Source organism: Bradyrhizobium septentrionale (assembly GCF_011516645.4).
Lineage (GTDB): Bacteria > Pseudomonadota > Alphaproteobacteria > Rhizobiales > Xanthobacteraceae > Bradyrhizobium > Bradyrhizobium septentrionale.
This window is the reverse complement of the sequence record NZ_CP088285.1, coordinates 7,237,662-7,257,352: the sequence shown is the minus strand read 5'-3', so window position 1 is coordinate 7,257,352 and position 19,691 is coordinate 7,237,662. Positions and strand designations below refer to the sequence as shown.

The 19,691-nt window shown below is 64.8% G+C and carries 14 protein-coding genes; 10 read left to right on the top strand and 4 right to left on the bottom strand.

Features of this window, described 5'->3' with window-relative positions; all coding sequences use genetic code 11:
• The first annotated feature begins 23 nt into the window (after positions 1–23).
• The 4 genes from HAP48_RS36215 (at position 24) to HAP48_RS36200 (ending at position 4,501) form a co-directional block, all read left to right on the top strand.
• Positions 24–1,796 carry a L,D-transpeptidase family protein gene (locus HAP48_RS36215; RefSeq protein ID WP_166204567.1) on the top strand — a complete coding sequence of 591 codons (1,773 nt, stop codon included), beginning with the start codon at positions 24–26 and terminating at the stop codon, positions 1,794–1,796.
• Between the two features lie 269 nt (positions 1,797–2,065).
• Positions 2,066–2,635, top strand: a complete 570-nt coding sequence (locus tag HAP48_RS36210; protein ID WP_166204566.1) for a glutathione peroxidase — start codon at positions 2,066–2,068, stop codon at positions 2,633–2,635.
• 162 nt (positions 2,636–2,797) lie between these two features.
• Positions 2,798–3,826: a polysaccharide deacetylase family protein gene (locus HAP48_RS36205; protein ID WP_166204565.1), complete on the top strand. Its 1,029-nt coding sequence runs from the start codon at positions 2,798–2,800 to the stop codon at positions 3,824–3,826.
• A gap of 108 nt (positions 3,827–3,934) precedes the next feature.
• Positions 3,935–4,501, top strand: a complete 567-nt coding sequence (locus HAP48_RS36200; RefSeq protein ID WP_166204564.1) for a dihydrofolate reductase family protein — start codon at positions 3,935–3,937, stop codon at positions 4,499–4,501.
• Positions 4,502–4,607: 106 nt separating this feature from the next.
• On the opposite strand, the gene HAP48_RS36195 is transcribed toward HAP48_RS36200, so the two are convergent.
• On the bottom strand, positions 4,608–5,060 hold the full coding sequence (locus tag HAP48_RS36195; RefSeq protein ID WP_166204563.1) for a DoxX family protein: 453 nt from the start codon (positions 5,058–5,060) through the stop codon (positions 4,608–4,610).
• 87 nt (positions 5,061–5,147) lie between these two features.
• Positions 5,148–7,457 carry an NADP-dependent malic enzyme gene (locus HAP48_RS36190; protein WP_166204562.1) on the bottom strand — a complete coding sequence of 770 codons (2,310 nt, stop codon included), beginning with the start codon at positions 7,455–7,457 and terminating at the stop codon, positions 5,148–5,150.
• Positions 7,458–7,549: 92 nt separating this feature from the next.
• On the opposite strand from HAP48_RS36190, the gene HAP48_RS50240 reads away from it, so the two are divergent.
• The gene (locus tag HAP48_RS50240; RefSeq protein WP_275948997.1) at positions 7,550–7,684 is read left to right on the top strand and encodes a hypothetical protein; all 135 of its coding nucleotides are present in this window, start codon (positions 7,550–7,552) and stop codon (positions 7,682–7,684) included.
• A complete protein-coding gene (locus HAP48_RS36185; RefSeq protein ID WP_166204561.1) occupies positions 7,681–9,672 on the top strand; it encodes a hypothetical protein in 1,992 nt (663 codons plus the stop codon). The genes HAP48_RS50240 and HAP48_RS36185 overlap by 4 nt, the downstream gene beginning before the upstream one ends.
• Positions 9,673–9,828: 156 nt before the next feature.
• Here HAP48_RS36185 and aspS read toward each other — a convergent pair whose 3' ends face one another.
• The gene (aspS, locus tag HAP48_RS36180) at positions 9,829–11,604 is read right to left on the bottom strand and encodes an aspartate--tRNA ligase (protein WP_166204560.1); all 1,776 of its coding nucleotides are present in this window, start codon (positions 11,602–11,604) and stop codon (positions 9,829–9,831) included.
• Positions 11,605–11,800: 196 nt separating this feature from the next.
• On the opposite strand from aspS, the gene HAP48_RS36175 reads away from it, so the two are divergent.
• Both HAP48_RS36175 and HAP48_RS36170 read left to right on the top strand, forming a co-directional pair.
• A complete protein-coding gene (locus HAP48_RS36175; RefSeq protein ID WP_166215484.1) occupies positions 11,801–13,273 on the top strand; it encodes a protein adenylyltransferase SelO in 1,473 nt (490 codons plus the stop codon).
• Between the two features lie 602 nt (positions 13,274–13,875).
• Complete coding sequence (locus HAP48_RS36170; protein ID WP_166204559.1) at positions 13,876–15,180, top strand: SLC13 family permease; 1,305 nt, start codon at positions 13,876–13,878, stop codon at positions 15,178–15,180.
• Positions 15,181–15,205: 25 nt separating this feature from the next.
• On the opposite strand, the gene HAP48_RS36165 is transcribed toward HAP48_RS36170, so the two are convergent.
• Positions 15,206–16,381 (bottom strand): hypothetical protein, encoded by a 1,176-nt coding sequence (locus HAP48_RS36165; protein WP_166204558.1) that lies wholly within the window; start codon positions 16,379–16,381, stop codon positions 15,206–15,208.
• Between the two features lie 369 nt (positions 16,382–16,750).
• Between HAP48_RS36165 and chrA the strand changes: the two genes are divergently transcribed.
• The gene (gene chrA, locus HAP48_RS36160) at positions 16,751–17,959 is read left to right on the top strand and encodes a chromate efflux transporter (protein ID WP_166204557.1); all 1,209 of its coding nucleotides are present in this window, start codon (positions 16,751–16,753) and stop codon (positions 17,957–17,959) included.
• Between the two features lie 88 nt (positions 17,960–18,047).
• Positions 18,048–19,202, top strand: coding sequence for an acyltransferase family protein (locus HAP48_RS36155; protein WP_166204556.1), 1,155 nt, complete (start codon positions 18,048–18,050; stop codon positions 19,200–19,202).
• Positions 19,203–19,691 lie beyond the last annotated feature (489 nt).

Sequence of the window (19,691 nt, the reverse complement as noted above, 5' to 3'; positions counted from 1 at the left end):
TAGTTTGGACTGGGATTCGGAATATGCGCGGAACGGGACGGCGGATTTCGATTTTTGATTCTGCCAATAGGCGGTTCTGGCAGGTTGCGGTTTTGACCGCGGCCGGCACCGTCGCCGCCTCCTCACAGGCCGATGCTGCGCTGTTCTACTGGAACAGTGATTCCGGCTATTACGGTGATTACCAGCCGATGCCGCGGCCGGCCCGGCCGAAGCCGAAGCGCAATCTGACCAAGAAGAATCCGGCGACCGAGAAGGAGGCCGGCGCCAAGCCGCAGGGTCCCCTGATCATCTCGGTCTCGGTCGACCAGCAGCGGGTCAGCGTCTACGACGCCAACGGCCTCTATGCCGAGAGCCCGGTGTCGACGGGCATGAAGGGGCACTCGACCCCGATGGGTGTCTTCAGCGTCATCCAGAAGCAGAAGTACCACCAGTCCAACATCTATAGCGGCGCACCGATGCCGTACATGCAGCGCATCACCTGGTCGGGCATCGCCATGCACGCCGGTGTGCTGCCCGGCTATCCGGCCTCCCATGGCTGCATCCGCATGCCGATGTCGTTTGCGGTCAGGATGTACGGCTGGACGCGAATGGGCGCCCGCGTGTTCGTCACGCCGGGCACGATCACGCCGGAGAACTTCTCGCATCCGCTGCTGGTGACACAGAAGGTCACGCCGCAGCAGCCGGTTGCCGACGAGATCCTGAAGATGGATGCGCCGCTCGGCGTCAAGACCGACAAGGGCGCCGACAAGCAGTCCGATCTCGATTTGCGCACCAGCGTCGGCCACGCCGCCCCGCCCGCTTCGCTGCGCGACAACACCCATACCGCCGACGCCAGCAGTGCGATGCCGGCGGCGAGCACGTCGGTGACGATGTCCGACGCGTCCTCCTCGGCGACACGGGACGCGATTGCTGACAAGCTTGCAGCCGACAAGCCCGAGACGGTCCAAGCTGAGACTGCGACCGACCAGCCGGCCGAGACCAATTCCGCTACCGACGACAAGACGGTCGGCGAAACCACCGGCAGCACCGACACGCCGAAGACCGAGGTCTCCGCGCACGACCCGGTGAAGGCCGAAGCCAAAGCTGACGAGCCGAAAGCGGACGCCGCCAGGCCCGGCATTGCCGAGGCACCCAAGACCGATACGAAGGCCGATGCGCCTAAGGCTGATGCCGCCAAGGACGCGAGCAAGGACGCGGCGAGCAAGGACGCTGCCAAGGCGGTGGATGCAGTCAAGCCGGCTGACAAGCCCGCCGAGCCGGCAACCGCAGCCGACGCACCCGATGCCAAGAAGGATGCAACCAAGGATCCGGCACGGCTGCCGGGCGTCGCCAGGATCGACGTGTCGAAGCGCGCCGGCCAGATCGCGGTGTTCATCAGCCGCAAGGATTCCAAGCTCTATGTGCGGCAGAACTTTGCGCCGCTGTTCGACGTGCCGGTGATGATCGCCGCAAGCGACCGGCCGCTCGGCACGCATGTGTTCACCGCGGAAGCCGATAAGACCGACGCGAACCTGCTGCGCTGGTCGGTGGTCACGCTGCCGACCCGCAATGCCGCCCGTATCGACGCCGACGAGCATGTCTCGCATCGCCGCAAGGTGGCGGCGCCGGTCGAGGCCAAGGCGCAGCCGGCGACGAATACCCCGGCCGAGGCACTCGACCGCATCTCGATTCCATCAGACGTGATGGCCCGGATCAGCGAAGCGCTCGGCACCGGCGGCTCGATCATCGTCTCCGACCTCGGCGTCAACCAGGGTGAGACCGGCGAAGGCACCGACTTCATCCTTCCGCTGCGCTAATCTTCGGGCTGCACCTCTCCAACCCTCTTCCCGAGAGCCAAAATCACTTTCCGTCATGGCCGGGCGTAGCCGTCCGAAGGACGGCGTCGCTTCCGCTCGCCTATGTCCCGGCCATCCACGTCTTTCTCGCCCGTTGGAGCGAAGACGTGGATGCCCGGCACAAGGCCGGGCATGACGGCTAAGATGTTCTCTTCCGTAACGCCTTGTTGAAGGCCTGAGCCTGCGCTCTGGATTATGATGTCAGGCACATCCGATCCGGGGACATCATCATGATCGACCGCCGAACACTGATCGTGACGGCCTTGGCCGCGGCCGCGGGATCGCGTGCGCTGCATGCGGAGCAGCCCGCAATGAGCCGGATCACGGCCTACGCCTTCTCATTCCCGGCACTCTCCGGAGGCGATATCAGCCTTGCCGAATATGCCGGCCATCCCCTGATGATCGTGAACACGGCCTCGCTCTGTGGCTTCACGCCGCAATATGCCAGCCTGCAGCAATTGTGGAGCGAATTCCGCGAGCGCGGCTTCGTCATCATCGGCGTGCCCTCGAATGATTTCGGCGGCCAGGAGCCCGGCGGCCCGACGGAGATCGCCGAGATCGCGCAGCATCAATACGGCGTCACCTTCCCGATCGCAGCTAAGGCTGTGGTCCGGGGCGCGAGCGCGCATCCGTTCTACCGCTGGGCGGCCGAGGCGCGGCCGAAGGACGTGCCGCGCTGGAATTTCCACAAATACCTGATCGGCCGCGACGGCCACATCGCCGACGTCTTCCCTGAGTCGGTCACGCCCGACGACACCCGCATCAAGACTGCAATCGCACGAGCGCTGGCGGCAGCCTGAAAGGCCCCGATAATCCCCGGAATTAACTGGGATTTTGAGCACGCGCCCGCCCACCTTCATTGCCTTGGCGTCGCGACTGCGACTAGGGTACGATCGGTTGGGGGTGAAGCGGTCCGGGTGCGGCAACGCCGGCACGGGAGCGCGATCAGCAAGGAACACGCCATGCGCATTGCGGCAGGTCTGATTTTCGCAGGGACCGTATCGTTGCTCGCGTCGAGCGCAGCTTGGTCGCAGACGCCGCCCGCCAAGGGCGCTGCGGCAGCGCCGGCCAAGGGTGCCGCCACAGCGCCGGCGGCAGCACCAGCGGCCGCAGCTCCAGCGCCCGCCGCCGCGGCACCTGCGCCCGCCGCCGCAAACGCCGCGCCAGTGCCGCCGAAGCAACCGCCGCAGCCGGCGCGCGCTGCCTGCAACAATCCGAACGCGCTCGGCGTCGGCCGCACCGTCGAGATCGACACCACCGGCGGGCCAGGCTTCGGCTTCGAGCATTTCAAGCAGCTCGACTTCCTGCGCGACCATGAAGTGGTGTTGACCTTCGACGACGGTCCATGGCCGGCCAACACACCCGCAGTGTTGAAGGCGCTCGCGGATGAATGCACCACGGGCATCTTCTTCCCGATCGGCAAGCACGCCACTTATCACCCTGAAATCCTGCGCCAGGTCTATGCCGCCGGCCACACGGTCGGCGCGCACACCTGGTCGCACGCCAATCTGAACAACAAGAAGCTGACCGAGGATCAGAAGAAGGACGAGATCGAGCGCGGCTACGCCGCGGTCAAATGGGCGCTCGAGGTTTCACCCTCACCGTTCTTCCGCTTCCCGGCGCTGCAGCATCCGCCGGAGATGGTGACCTATCTCGGCAACCGCAACATCGCGATCTTCTCCTGCGACCTCGACTCCTTCGACTTCAAGTCGAGCAAGCCGCAGCAGGTGATCGACACCGTGATGAAGAAGCTGAACAAGCTCGGCAAGGGCATCATCCTGATGCACGACTTCCAGAAGCACACCGCGGAGGCGCTGCCCGCGCTGCTGCAGCAGCTCAAGGCCGGCGGTTACAAGGTGGTGGCGATGCGCGCCAAATTCCCGGTGACGGTGCTGCCGCAATACGAGCAAGAGCTCGCCAAGGACGTCAAGCTGCCGACCGTGAGCTCGCGGCCGGTGAACAGCGTCGTCACCACGGTCGACCAGCAATAGCGCGCGACAGTTCTAGAGCGTTTTCGAGCGAAGTGGGTACCGGTTCGCGTGAAGAAAACGCGTCAAAACAACAATCCAGAGCCCCGTTCCGATTCGATCGGAACGGAAATGGCTCTGGTGTCTGGGTTGCGTATCGAAGGGTTCGTCATCGTCTCCGCCGATGGCCGGCTGGCGAATGCGCACAATGTGATGCCTGACGATCTCAAGATCGAAGGCGACAAGCGGTTCTTCACCGCGGCCCTCGACCGCGCCGACCTCGTCGTGCATGGCCGTCACTCCCAGGAAGAGCAGCCGAACGCGCCGAAGCGGTGCCGCCTGATCCTGACCGGCAAGGTCGCGGCCACCGCGCCCGATCCGGACAATCCGAAGGCGCTGTTGTGGAATCCGGCCGGCTGCCCGTTCGAGGCGGCGAGCCGCGAAGCCGGCGTGACATCGGGCATGGTCGCCATCATCGGCGGCCCCGGCGTGTTCGGCATGTTCATGGACCGCTACGACACGTTCTGGCTGTCGGTCGCGCCAAGGGTGCGTATCCCCGACGGCGAGCCGTGCTTTCCGGGCGTCCCTGCCCGCACCCCGCAGCAGGTGCTCGCCGCGCACGGGCTGCACGCCGGCGCGCCGCAACTGATCGATGCCGCGCACGACGTCAGCGTGACGCCGTGGCGGCGGGTTCTCTAGTCACTGATCGTGGGGCCGGTTAGCCGAAGGCGTAACCCGCCAGTTTTTCGCCGGGGGAATGGCGGGTTACGCTACGCTAACCCGCCCTACGCAGCTGCGTATCGTCCTACACGTCCCCATACGCCGGCTCATCGCGGCGCGGGCCGCGGCCGTAGCCGGCGATGATGAACAATGCGCCGATCAGCGACAGGTTCTTCAGCGCCTCCATCAGGGTCTTGCCGTTGTCGGGCGCCGCCTGATTCCAGAAATCGTGGAAGTAGAAGGTCGCAAAGCAGACGAAGATGATCAAAAGGATCGCGAAGAACCGCGTCAGCACGTTCACTGCGATCATCAACCCGGCGATGATCTCGAAGGCGCCGATCGTGATCGCCAGGAGCTGCATGAACGGCATGCTGGCGAAGGTTTCGATCTGCTGCGTATAGGGCGCGATCACGGCGGGAATGGTCACCTTGGCCGTGAGCACGTCCGCGGTCACCTGGATGCCGAAGAGCTTGGTCGCCCCCGAATACAGGAACAGCACGGCGAACAGAACGCGCCCGAAGGTGATCAACGCTGGCATGGGTCGGCCTCACTGGATGGCAGAATCGGACGAAGCAGGCGGAGCGATTATGGTCGCTCCACCTGCTTCGATCAAATCGAATCGGTCTCAACCAAACAGCGTCGGCTGCGCGCGGCCGGCGCGCTCCTGGGCTTCGACGGCGGCAACCGCCGTCATGTTGAGAATGCCGCGCGCCGTCACACCGGGGGTGAGGATGTGCGCCGGGCGCGCCGGACCGATCAGGATCGGCCCCACCGGCAGCGCGTTGGCGAGCGATTTGATCATCTGGTAGGCGATGTTGGCGGCGTCGAGGTTCGGCATGATCAGGATGTTGGCCTCGCCTTCCAGCCGCGATTGCGGCAGCACGAGCTTGCGCGCCACCGCCGACAGCGCGGTGTCGCCCTGCATTTCGCCGTCGGCCTCGATCTCCGGATGCTTGTCCTTCAGGAGCTGGGTGGCCCGCCGCATCTTGCGCGAGGAGTCCGTATCATAGCTGCCGAAGTCGGAATGTGACACGAAGGCGACCCTCGGCTTGAAGGCGAAGCGTTGGACGTGAATCGCCGCGAGCGACGCCACTTCGGCGAGCTCCTCCGCACTCGGGTTCGGCCGCACCTGGGTGTCGGCGAGGAAATGCGCGCCGGTGGAGGTGATCATCAGCGCCAGCGCGGCATAGTCGCTGACCCCCGGCAGGAAGCCGATGATCTCGCGGACATGGCGCAGATGGCTCATGTAGCGGCCCTCGACGCCGCACAGCATCGCATCGGCCTCGCCGCGCGACACCGCGAGCGCGGCGATGACCGTGTTGTTGGTGCGAACCACGGTGCGCGCGCCCTCGGGCGTCACCCCGCGCCGGCCGGCGACGTCGATATAGGACTGCACGTAGGAACGGTAGCGCGGATCGTCCTCGGGATTGACCAGGTCGAAATCGCGGCCGGCCTTGATCGACAGGCCGAAGCGCTTGATCCTCGTCTCGACCACCGACGGACGACCAACCAGGATCGGCCGCGCCAGCTTCTCCTCGAGCACCACCTGGGTCGCGCGCAGCACCCGCTCATCCTCGCCTTCGGCATAGATCACGCGCACCGGCTGGGTCTTCGCCTTGGCAAACACCGGCTTCATGGTGAGGCCGGAGCGGAACGAGAAGCGCTCGAGATTGGCGGCATATTCGTCGAAATTGGTGATCGGCCGTGTCGCGACGCCGGACTCGATCGCGGCCTTGGCCACGGCCGGCGCAATGCGCAGGATCAGGCGCGGATCGAACGGGCTCGGGATCAGCGAGCCCGGACCGAACCCCTGCGTCTCGCCGGTCTCGAAGCCATGGGCCACCGCATCCGACGGCGGATCGCGCGCGAGCTGCGCGATCGCGTCCACCGCGGCGTGCTTCATCGCCTCGTTGATCGCGGTGGCGCCGACGTCGAGCGCGCCGCGGAAGATGAAGGGGAAGCAGAGCACGTTGTTGACCTGGTTCGGATAGTCCGACCGTCCGGTGCAGATCATCGCATCCGGTCGCGCCGCCCGCGCCTCTTCCGGCATGATCTCCGGCACCGGATTGGCGAGCGCCATCACCAGCGGCCCATCCCCCATCTGCTTGACCATCTCCGGCTTCAGCACGCCCGGCGCCGACAGCCCGATGAAGATGTCCGCGCCCGGAATCACGTCCGCCAGCACGCGCGCGTCGGTCTTCTGGACATAGACCGCCTTCCAGCGATCCATCGTGGTGTTGCGGCCTTCATAGACCACGCCGTCGATGTCGCAGACCCAGATGTTCTTGCGCTGCGCCCCCATCGAGACCAGCAGGTTGAGCGTCGCGATCGCCGCCGCGCCGGCCCCCGAGCAGACGATCTTGACGTCGGGCAGCTTCTTGCCGTTCAGCAGCAGCGCGTTGACGATCGCGGCTGCGACGATGATGGCGGTGCCATGCTGGTCGTCGTGGAACACCGGGATATTCATGCGCTCCTTGAGCTGCGCCTCGATCTCGAAGCATTCCGGTCCGCGGATATCCTCCAGATTGATGCCGCCGAAGGTCGGCTCCAGCGCTGCCACGGTCTCGACCACGCGCTCGATCGTGTCGGCCTTGATCTCGATATCGAACACGTCGATGCCGGCGAATTTCTTGAACAGCACCGCCTTGCCTTCCATGACGGGCTTGGAGGCCAGCGGACCGATATTGCCGAGACCGAGCACGGCCGTGCCGTTCGAGACCACGGCCACCAGATTGGCGCGGGCGGTCAGGGTCGCCGCCTCGGCGGGGTTCTTGGCGATCTCGGTGCAGGCGGCGGCCACGCCCGGCGAATAGGCCAGCGCCAGGTCGCGCTGGTTGGCAAGCGGCTTGATCGCCTGGATCTCGAGCTTGCCCGGCCGCGGCAGCCGGTGATAGGCGAGCGCCGCGTTATGGAGTTCTTCAGACGATGACGACATGCGTGCTCCCCGCGTTTCCGGCCCAAATTTCTTGTTTCTGTGCTAATCCAGGCAAAAGTCAGTTGTCCGGCAAACCGAGCCGGATGTGAAGCATGTCCAGCCGCTTGGATGCAACATCCGATAACATCCCCGTCAACAGGCCCGGGCGGGCCCGTTCAGTGATGCTGCACCTTCTGGCCGCGGATTGGCAATTTTTTTCCCTTGATGATCCGGAGTTGACCGAATGAAGAAAATTCTGCTCGGCCTGATCGCTGTCATTGTCATTGCGGTCGGCGGCTTCTTCGGCTTCGACCTCTATGCCCAGCGCCGGGTCACGCGCGAGGTCGAGACCGCCTTCGAGCAGGTCCGTGCCACCGGCGCCAAGGCGAGCCACGGCAAGATCGCCTTCGACGTCAAGAGCCGCACCTTGACGATTGCAGACATCGCCTCCGAGACGGGAGCGCAGTCCCCGGTCAGCGTCAAGATTGCCAGCCTCACGATGACAGGCCTCGGTCAAACGGACGCGGCACGGGTCTCCGCCGACAAGCTCGAGTTCAGCGATGTCGAGATTGGCGTGGCGGGGCCGAGCCCGACGATCGCCTCCCTGACCTACAAGGCGCCGCGGATCACGGTGAAGGACTATTCCGCTCCCGCCGGCCTGCCCCAGCTTCCGGCCTCGTCGTCCATCGTCGAGTTGTACCGGTTCGCGTTCGCCCAGCTCGCGCACATCAACGCGTCATCGGTGAGCGTGCCCACCTTGACCGGACCGATGATCTTCAGCGCTGTCGTACATGCCGGCGACGGCGCCAGCGGCGAATTCGCTTACTCGGGCCTTGCCATCGAAAACATGAAGGACGGGAAAATCGCGTCCAGCAAGACCGACAAGGTTGCGTTCACGGTCAACCAGCAGGCGGCCGGCACGCCGATCAAAATGACCGGCGACCTCGCCAATATCGTCGCGACCGATATCGACGTCGGCGCGATGGCGGCGATATTCGATCCCGCCAAGGCCAACGACGACCGGGAGTACCGGATTCAGGGACACGTTTCGGCCGGTCCCTATGTCATCAGCGCCACCCCTGGCATAAACTTGCGGATCGACGGCATGACCGTCGACGACGTCAGGATCAACCCGTCGCGGATGCAACTGCCGGCGCTGCTGGCGATGATCCCGCCACCGGGGAGCCCGCCACCGTCTGCGGCCCAAACACGCGACCTGCTGGAGAAATTCGCTGGCATCTATTTAGGCGCCGGCATCGGAAATGCCGAGATGCATGGGCTTTCGCTTGAGACACCAGAGGCCCCGCTCAAGCTCGCCTCGATGCGCTTCAACTTCGAAAACGGCAAGATCGGCGAGCTTACGGTCGAAGGACTCGATGCAAGTGCGGCGAAGGGCACTCTCAAGGTCGGACGGTTCGCGCTGAAGTCGTTCGATGTCGCCAAGTCCGTCCGGCTGACGGCACAGTTCGCCGGACAGAAGCCGACGCCCGAACAGGCGCTCGCGCTGCTTCCGCTGATCGAGGGAGTCGAGTTCAAGGGACTCGTTTGGCCGTACAAGAACACGGACAAGCTGGTCAAAGTCGACGTCTTCAGCCTCGACTGGGGTCAGTTCGTCGGATCGATCCCGAGCAGGCTGCACCTGACCGCGAAGGTGGCGACACCGCTTGATGCGGCCATCCCCGGGCAGGACGCACTCATCGCTGCCGGGATCGACCGGATGGCGGTCGACGCCGATCTCGGCGCTGTCTGGACCGAGGCGTCGCGCTCGTTCGCGCTCGAGCCGGTCAAGTTCGACATGGCCGGGCTCGTGAAGGCGTCGGCGAAGGTCTCGCTCGGCAACGTGCCGCGCGAGGCATTTTCGGCCAACGCAGCCGAGGCCATGGGCGCGGCAGCGCAGATCGAGGCCAGCGCGATCGAGCTCACCGTCCATGACCTCGGCGTCATCGATCTCGCAATCGCCCAGTACGCGCGCAGCCAGAATGTCGGCCGCGACGCCGCGCGCAGCGCCATCCTTGCGAGCATCAAGGCGCAGGGCGATGCGATCGGCGGCAGCAATCCCGATGCCACCGCCCTCATCACCGCCATCGGCCGGTTCATCGAGACGCCAGGACAGACGCTGGTCGTCAAGCTGACGCCGCGCGCCAAAGCGCCGGCGCTGCAGCTGATGCAGCTGCTCAAGATCGATCCGCAGTCGGCGCTGGCGCAATTCCGGATCGAGGCCTCGACGGGGCTGTGACATGGACTCCCCCTCTCCCCGTTCTTACGGGGAGAGGGTTGGGGTGAGGGGCTGCTTCCGCGAATTCGAGAGATGAGTGTGCGCGGAGGGATGCCCCTCACCCGGCGCTGCGCGCCGACCTCTCCCCGCAAGCGCGGGGCGAGGTGACTTTAAAGGCTAGCTCTTGGCCGGCAGGTTGGTGCGGATGTGCAGCTCCTTGAGCTGCTTCGGCGAGGCTTCCGACGGCGCGCCCATCAGCAAATCCATGGCCTGCTGGTTCATCGGGAACAGCGAGATCTCGCGCAGATTGTTGGTGCCGCAGAGCAGCATCACGATGCGGTCGAGGCCGGCCGCCATGCCGCCATGCGGCGGCGCGCCGTACTGGAACGCACGGTACATGCCGCCGAAGCGGTCGATGACCTCCTGCTCGCCATAGCCCGCGATCTCGAACGCCTTCACCATCGCTTCCGGCTTGTGGTTGCGGATGCCGCCGGAGGCGATCTCGTAGCCGTTGCAGGCGATGTCGTACTGGAACGCCTTGATGGTCAGCGGGTCCTGCGACTTCAGCGCATCGAGACCGCCCTGCGGCATCGAGAACGGGTTGTGCGAGAAGTCGACCTTCTTGTTCTCCTCGTCATACTCGTACATCGGGAAGTCGACGATCCAGGCGAGCTCGAACCGGTCCTTGTCGATCTGGTTCAGCTCCTCGCCGAGTTTCGTTCGGGCAAGCCCGGCGAACTTCCAGAATTTTTCGGGATCGCCGGCGACGAAGAACGCCGCGTCGCCCTCCTTCAGGCCGAGCTGGTCGCGGATCGCAGCGGTGCGTTCCGGGCCGATGTTGTTGGCAAGCGGACCCGCGCCCTCGCCGCCCTCGCGCCACATGATGTAGCCGAGGCCGGGCTGGCCCTCGCCCTGCGCCCACGAGTTCATGCGGTCGCAGAACGCGCGCGAGCCGCCGCCAGTGCCGGGGATCGCCCACACCTGGTTCTTCGGGTCCTCAAGCATCCGCGCGAACACCTTGAAGCCGGAGCCGCGGAAGTGCTCGGAGACTTCCTGCATCACGATCTTGTTGCGCAGGTCCGGCTTGTCTGAGCCGTATTTGCGCACGGCTTCCGCGAACGGAATCCGCGGCCAGTTCTTGGTCACCGGCTTGCCCTTGGCAAAATCCTCGAACACGCCTGTTATCACCGGCTCCATCGCCGCGAACACGTCGTCCTGTTCGACAAAGCTCATCTCGACGTCGAGCTGGTAGAACTCGCCCGGCAGGCGGTCGGCGCGCGGGTCCTCGTCGCGGAAGCACGGCGCGATCTGGAAGTAGCGGTCGAAGCCCGACATCATCAACAGCTGCTTGTACTGCTGCGGCGCCTGCGGCAGCGCGTAGAACTTGCCGGGATGGATCCGCGACGGCACCAGGAAGTCGCGCGCGCCTTCCGGCGAGGATGCCGTCAGGATCGGGGTCTGGAATTCGAAGAAGCCCTGCTCCTTCATCCGCTTGCGCATGGAATCGACTACCGCGCCGCGGGTCATGATGTTCTGGTGCAGCTTCTCGCGACGCAGGTCGAGGAAGCGGTACTTCAGCCTGATGTCCTCAGGATATTCCTGCTCGCCGAACACCGGCAGCGGGAGCTCGGCCGCAGGACCCAGCACCTCGATCTCCTTGATGTAGACCTCGATCATGCCGGTCGGCAGTTCGGGATTGTCGGTGCCGGCCGGGCGGTGGCGCACCTTGCCGTCGATCCGCACCACCCACTCCGAGCGGAACTTCTCGACCTCGGCGAATGCCGGCGAGTCCGGATCGGCCACGCATTGAGTGATGCCGTAATGGTCGCGCAAATCGACGAACAGCACGCCGCCATGGTCCCGGACACGATGGACCCAGCCTGACAGCCGGGCCGTCTGGTCGATATCGCTCTCTCGGAGCGCGCCGCATGTGTGTGACCGGTAGCGATGCATATTCGTTCCAAAACTGATGTCGGAGGGTCGAATCGCGACAGGGCCAAAATGCCCTGTCCGAAGTTGCGGAGGGTTTACCCGACGGGGCCGGGTGCGGCAACCAATGGAACGCCCGGTTTTCGGGCCAAACGGCAGATTTTCCGGACCGGCGCCGCCAATCGTTTGCCTATTCGGCCCGCAGGCCTATCTTCCCGACATGACCATCCATTTCCCCTTCCAGAACACCTATTCGGCGCTGCCGGCGAACTTTTTCGCCCGCGTTGCGCCGACCCCGGTGGCCTCCCCCCGGCTGATCAAGCTGAACCGGTTGCTCGCGCTCCAGCTCGGGCTGGATCCGGACCTGCTGTCGACCCCGGAGGGCGCCGAAATCCTCGCCGGCAAGCGCCTGCCTGACGGCGCCGACCCGATCGCGATGGCCTATGCCGGCCACCAGTTCGGCCACTTTGTTCCCCAGCTCGGCGACGGCCGCGCCATCCTGCTCGGCGAGGTCATCGACCGGGACGGCGTCCGCCGCGACATCCAGCTCAAGGGAAGTGGCCCGACCCCGTTCTCCCGCCGCGGCGACGGCCGCGCCGCGCTGGGTCCGGTCTTGCGCGAATACATCGTCAGCGAGGCGATGTTCGCTTTGGGCATTCCGACCACCCGTTCGCTTGCCGCCGTCGTCACCGGCGAGCCCGTGATGCGCGAGACCGCGCTGCCTGGCGCGGTGCTGACGCGCATCGCCTCGAGCCACATCCGCGTCGGCACCTTCCAGTTTTTCGCCGCCCGCGGCGACACCGACGGCGTGCGGGCGCTCGCCGACCACGTCATCATCAGGCACTATCCCGAGCTGAAGGACGCCGCCCAGCCCTATCACGCGCTGCTTGCCGGCGTCGTCGCGCGACAGGCCGCACTCGTCGCGCGCTGGCTGCTGGTCGGCTTCATCCACGGCGTGATGAACACCGACAATACCTCGATCTCAGGCGAGACCATCGACTACGGCCCCTGCGCCTTCCTCGACGCCTACAACCCGGCGCAGGTGTTCTCCTCGATCGACGAGATGGGCCGCTACGCCTACGCCAACCAGCCGCGCATCGCTTTGTGGAATCTGACCCGGCTCGCCGAATGCCTGCTGCCGCTGTTCGCCGACGACCAGGAGAAGGCGATCGAACAGGCGCAAGTGATCCTCGGCGACTTCCCGGAAAAATTCACCGCGGCCTATCAGGCCGGGCTGCGCGCCAAGGTCGGCCTGTTCACCGCGCGCGACGGCGACGAGGCGCTGATCCAGGACCTGCTCGACGCGATGGCAAAGAACGGTGCCGACTTCACGTTGACCTTCCGCCATCTCGGCGAGGCGGCAAGCGATGACGCCGCCGACGTCCGCGCGCAGTTCCTCGAGCCCACAGCGTTCGACGAATGGGCCACCCGCTGGCGCGCCCGCCTCGCGCTGGAACAGCAGACGCCGGCCGAGCGCAAGGCCGCGATGCGCGCCGTCAACCCCGCCTTCATCCCGCGCAACCACCGCATCGAAGCGGTGATCCAGGCAGCCGTCACCAACGACGACTACGCGCCGTTCGAGGAGCTGCTGACGGTGCTGGCGAAGCCCTACGAGGATCAGCCGCAGTTCGCGGCCTACGCCGATCCGCCGCTCCCCGAGCAGCGCGTGACGCAGACGTTCTGCGGGACCTAGCGGTATCCCCCGTCATTGCGAGGAGCGGAGCGACCGAAGCAATCCATGCATCCGTGCATGCGGGCCGATGGATTGCTTCGCTTCGCTCGCAATGACGCGGAGAGAGCGCTGCTTCGCCACGTGAGCGTTAACTCACCCTGCACCATGCCGGGAGGCTCGCCGCGGTAACCATAAGGCTTAACAGCGCGTCAACGCTCCCCCAACAAGTCTAACTGTTTCTAATGGGGGAGAATGGCCCGTGGACGCGTTTGCATTCGAATTCATGGGATTGGCGATGATCGCGCTGTGTCTCGTCGTGCTGGCCATGCCGGCGGCGCGCCGGCCGTCGAAGAACATGCGCTACGAGTAGAGACGTCTGACGCTGCGAACATCGGCGGATTAGCGGTAATCGCAAGCTCGTCATTGCGAGCGAAGCGAAGCAATCCATTGTCACCGAGCGTGCCGAACGATGGATTGCTTCGCTTCGCTCGCAATGACGCGGTTAAAGATACTGGCAAGCCCACCATCTCGACACCTCAGCCTTGCCTGACCGCGGCCGCACAGCCGGCTTCCGCGGTGCTATGGTCGCGCCGTCCCGCCGCCGCGCCACCTGATTCCCTGCCATGACCGAGACCGCTTCGTCGCTGATCCATCCCGGCTGGTTTGCCGCGATCGCCATCCTGCTCTGGGCCACCAGCCTGCTGCCGGAATTCCTCACCGCGCTGTTGTTCTTCGCCGCGGTCGCGGTGTTTCGCGCGGCGCCGCCGGACGTGCTGTTCTCCGGCTTCCAGTCGGAAGCGTTCTGGCTGGTGCTTGGCGGCTTCGTCATCGGCAGCGCGATCCGCAAGGTCGGGCTCGCCGACCGGATCGCGCGCGCCCTTGCCGGACATCTCACCGGCTCCTGGCTCCGGATGGTCGCCGGCGTCATCCTGCTGACCTATGCGCTGGCCTTCGTGATGCCCTCGAACATGGGCCGCATCGCGCTGCTGATGCCGATCATCCTGGCGCTGGCCGATCGCGCCGGGCTATCAGAGGGATCGCCGGGCCGTCATGCGCTCGCGCTTGCGGTGGGTTTCGGCACCTACCAGCTCTCGGCGTCGATCCTGCCGGCGAATGTGCCGAACCTGATCATGACCGGCGCCGCCGAGCGCGCCTATGGCGTGCGTTTCGATTACATGTCGTATCTTGTGCTGCATGCGCCGGTGATCGGCATCCTCAAGGGCATCGTGCTGATCGGCTGCCTGGTGTGGCTGTTTCCGGCATCGCCCAAGCCGATCGAGGGCAGCACCGAGACGACACCCATGAGCGCAGCGGAATGGCGGCTCTCGATCATCCTGCTTGCCACGCTCGCGTTCTGGATGACGGACTCTCTGCACGGCATCCGCCCGGCATGGGTCGGGCTGGTGTCGGCCTGTCTTTGCCTGCTGCCTCGCGTGGGCTTCCTCAACGGCGAGGAATTCGCCGCCGGCGTCAATGTCCGCACCTGCATCTATCTCGGCGGCATCCTCGGGCTTGCCGCCGTCGTCGCCTGGTCCGGGCTCGGCACTGCGATCGGCAATCTCATCATTCCGCATTTGCCGCTCGATCCGGCGCGGCCGGCGGCGGATTTCGCATCGATGATCGGGCTCGCCAGCCTGCTGAACTTCGTGGTCACCGCCAACGGCGTCCCCGCGGTGTTCACGCCGCTCGCGTCCTCGCTCGCCGCACACACCGGCCTCACGCTGCCGACCGTGCTGATGTCGCAGGTGTTCGCCTATGCGACGCCGCTGCTGCCGTATCAGGCAGCCCCGATCGTCGTCGCCGCCGGCATGGCGCGCGTGCCGACCAGCGCAGCGGTCAAGGTGTGCCTCCTGGTCGGCCTGATCTCGTTCGTCGTGCTCGCGCCGCTCTATCTCGTCTGGTTCCGGCTGCTCGGCTGGATCGGCTGAGCCGCCGTCGCAAGAAATATCGCGCCTAGGGCATGTATGTCACAGAGTATGTACACCTGACGCTGTAACGGAACTCTTCGTCGCTGCTAAACGGCTTGGCATCAACGAAATGCGTTACACCGGACATTTCTTCGCTAGTTTGCCCTGTGTAAAAAAGGAAGCGTGCACCGTTGTACCAAGTGCCATCCAGCAAGTGAGGACCAGGCAGGAAATTTCCCGCTGGAATGTCCGAAGAAAACGTCTGCTTTGAAAAGCCGCGCGTAAGAAGCGCAATATCGCGGGAACGACTCGTAAGGGCCATCGGTCCGATCACCGTTGGCTGCGAGGGAAGTGTGATCCACTCCTGATAATCTTTTCCGGGGTCAGGTCGGTCGGAGATATCCTGCTCTGGAACGTAAAAATGACCGACCTCGATCAATCCTGGATCTGCGTTGGGGTCCTTTTGCACGATCCATATATTGAAATACCCGCGCCCGTCGCCGGCGACTCCATCGTCCACAATGTGCAGCTTATCGAGCGTAATCGTTATCGTGCACCGCTTCGTCGAGAACTCGCGGTGGACGACCTGCCAGCTACCTTGCCTGTCTACCAAGCGAAGCAGGGCGTGGTATGAATTGCCCGGCAGCAAATTTTCGGATGCGATCTCCATTTCATAGATTGTCTTGAAACCATCCGAGACAATCGTCCCCACATCCGGCGGGTCCTCGAAAACCAGCATGCCGGGGGAAATCTCGATTGGCGATTTGGTACTGACCTCCAGAACTGCAAACGTGTCGTTTCTGGTCGTTACGGGCCACAAGAACCAGGTGCCACCAGCGCTTGGCGGATCCACTTCGTTATAGAGGTCGGCCGGTGCACCGACGGCTGCAATCACAAGCCGGGCATCGGGTGGGGGATCCGCAATATTGTGATTAGGGTCTTGATCGTCGTGGAACATCACGTAGTCAAAAACCTGATTCAGCTCGATGTCCTTGTTGAAAGAGCCGCCGCGCGTCGGACCTTGCGAGTCTTCCACGTAACCAGGCTGCGTTGTGGGATCCACCGTTCGCCACGGAATACTGAGATTGCCGGGTTCTCTCACCCAAATCGTGGGCCCGTATGGATGAAACGCGTTCTGGTAGATCATTTGAATGACGCCGCGGAACGGCGGCGTCGGCAAAAGCAGCATCGTTGGATTTGCTTTGAGCACTGAATTAGACATTGCGACCCCCATTGCCTCAATATGTCGTACCCACGCGGCTCTTCGATCAGCAGAGCATGATCTTGCAGCCAATTGCACCGCGCGCTTGTGAACTGGTTTACAAACCACGGCCCTGGACCATATTTGTTTCATTTGGTTGCTGAGGCCCAGGCTGCCTGAGAGCCTTTCCGTTCCGATCAAATCGGAACGGGGCTCTGGATTCTCGTCTTGACGCGTTCTGCTTCCTGAACTGGCGTCCATCCCGGATCAAGTCCGGGACAGGCCTTCGCTGGAAAACGCTCCAGCCATCACCGAAAGGCGATATCCTGCACTGATGAGTCCACTGACGTGCGACGCAAGTCCGGGAATTGACGGCGCTTGAACAACGACATGCAGCAATCCAGCACCCCGCCCTCCACGGCGCGCGCCGCGCATTCGCCGCTGGAGGTGCTGCTGATCTTCCTCAAGCTCGGCGTCAGCTGCTTCGGCGGCCCGATCGCCCATATCGGTTATTTCCGCGACGAGTTCGTCACCCGCAGACGCTGGCTTGACGAGCAGGCCTATGCGGACCTGGTCGCGCTCTGCCAGTTCCTGCCGGGCCCTGCGAGCAGCCAGGTCGGCTTCTCGCTCGGCCTGATGCGCGCTGGCTATCTCGGCGCGCTGGCGGCCTGGACCGGGTTCACGCTGCCGTCAGCGATTGTGCTCGTGCTGTTTGCCTTTGGCGCCGGCGGATTGAGCGGCCCGGCCGGCGCTGGCCTGGTGCACGGCCTCAAGCTCGTCGCGGTTGCGATCGTGGCGCAAGCCGTCTGGGGCATGGCGCGCACGCTCTGTCCCGACCGCGAGCGCGCCTCGATTGCGACGGTGGCGGCGCTCATCATCCTCGCCAGTTCCTCGTCGATCGCGCAGATCGGCGCCATCATTCTCGGCGCCGTCGCCGGGTTCTGGCTCTGCCGGGCACAACCGGCCGACGGCGTCACCCATATCGCAATGCCGGTGTCGCGCCGCGTTGGCGTCGCCGCGTTGAGCCTGTTCCTCGCGCTGCTCGCCGGACTGCCGCTGCTGGCCCGGGCATGGCCCGGCCTCAGCCTGTTCGAGGCCTTCTACCACTCCGGCGCACTGGTGTTCGGCGGCGGCCACGTCGTGCTGCCGCTCTTGCGCGAAGCGGTGGTGACGCCGGGCTGGATCGGCGACGATGCGTTCCTCACCGGCTACGGCGCCGCGCAGGCGGTGCCGGGCCCGCTGTTCACCTTCGCGGCCTATCTCGGCACCGTGATCGGCGGCGTGCCGGGTGCAATCGTTGGCCTCATCGCCATCTTCATGCCGGGAATTCTCGTCCTGCTCGCGGCGCTGCCGTTCTGGGATAGTTTCCGCAAGCAGCCCTCGGCGCAGGCGATGATGCGCGGCGTCAACGCCGCCGTGGTCGGCGTCCTCGGTGCGGCACTCTACGATCCGGTCTGGACCAGCAGCGTGCACCGTCCGCTCGATTTCGGCATCGCACTGGCGGGCTTCGTGCTGCTCACGGCATGGCGCGCCCCGCCGCTGCTGGTGGTCGTCGTCTGCGCGGCCGCCGGCATCGCCACCGGGCTCCTGCAATCGTGAACAGCCGGACTGGCCTCAGCCCCGGCCGGATTAAGGACGCCTTCATGCCTCGCCGCCAGAATGCCGGGCCTGTTCCCCGGAGCGGCGCATGCCGGACGTTCAAGAGCAACCGGGCCCGACCAGGGTTCCGATACTCGACCTGCTGCGGCTCGCCGCGGTCGGGGCCGTGATCCTGTATCATTACGGCTTCTGGGGTCCCGCATCGCACGGTGTTCAGCAGGTCGCGATGCCGTATCTCGCGCCGGTCGCGCAGTATGGATTCCTCGGCGTCCCCGTGTTCTTCGCGATCAGCGGCTTCGTCATTGCCTATTCGGCCGAAGGCCGCACGCCGGTCGGCTTCGCGATCGCCCGCTTCAGCCGCATCTATCCGACCTTCGTCATCTGCATGACGCTGACCTTCCTCGCGACGCTGCTGGTGGGCCATGCCTGGTTCCACGTAACGTGGGGGCAATGGCTGGCAAACCTGTTCATTGCGGCACCGATGTTCGGCCAGCCCTACATGGATGACGCCTACTGGTCGCTGGTGATCGAGGTCGTGTTCTACGTCTGGGTCGCGCTGTTCCTGGCCTGGGGCATCTTCCCGCGGCGGATCGACACGATCATCGTGGCATGGATCGCCATCACCTTCGTCAACGAACTGACCCTCGACATTCCCCTGTTCGAGAAACTCTTCATGGCCGACGATAGCGGCTTCTTCGCCGTCGGGCTCCTGATTTATGAGCACTATCGGGGACGACGCGACACCAGGCTCTACAGCCTGCTGACGCTGGCGATGGGAACGGCGACGTTCCAGGCCGTGCACAAGCTGGAACGGCTCGGCGTCCACACCCACGGCAGCTTCGATCCCATGGTCGTCACGGCCATCTCCATCGTCTCGCTCGGCATCGTTTTCGCCGCCACCCGCATCAAGTCGGTGCCGCTGCCGGCTAGCCTCGTCAGCGCCGTGGGCGGCATCACCTACCCGCTCTATCTGCTGCATCTGCAGCTCGGTTACGTGATCCTGCTTGCGATGACGCCAACGCCGGATGCGCTTTCGACCGCGCTCGTTGTCACGGCCGTCGTCGTGCTGGCGTGGTTCGTCTGGCGCTTCCTCGAAGCTCCCGCGCATGGTCTCGTCAGGGACAAGCTCACACTGCTGGCCTCGCGGCACGGATGGCCGACGCGCCTTCGCGCCGGCGAGCCGCGGATCAAATCGGGCCGCATCTCCGGACGGGTCGAGGCAGAGCAGATCGCCAATCGCTGATTTGCTCGACGGCGCAAGTCGCAACCTCCTTCGTCATTCCGGGGCTCGCGAAGCGAGAACCCGGAATCCATTCGACCACCTGTTTTGCGGCTCAATGGATTCCGGGTTCGTGCTGCGCACGCCCCAGAATGACGACACGATAGAGTTTGCGCCCTGCCACTGAGTTGCCCGACGGCGCAAGCCCCTCACGATAAAATATTTCTGTTTATCGGCACACCCAACTCAGTATATGGTTCGCTCGTCTCACCCGATCGAGGGGCGCTTCGCGATCGTCACGAACGCGGTGTGAGATGCGGTGGACGCCGAGCGTGGTGCTGACGAGAGCACGCGAAGCGGACGGTGAAGTCGTGTGGTCCTGACGCCCTAGCGGCAGGTGTCTCGTCGCAACACGCGAAGGCGTGATGCGAGGGCGGTGACAAGCAAGCCCAGTCTCGCCGGGGAGAGCACGAAGTAAGCCGCACAACCATCGTGCAGGGAAAGCCGGGTTGT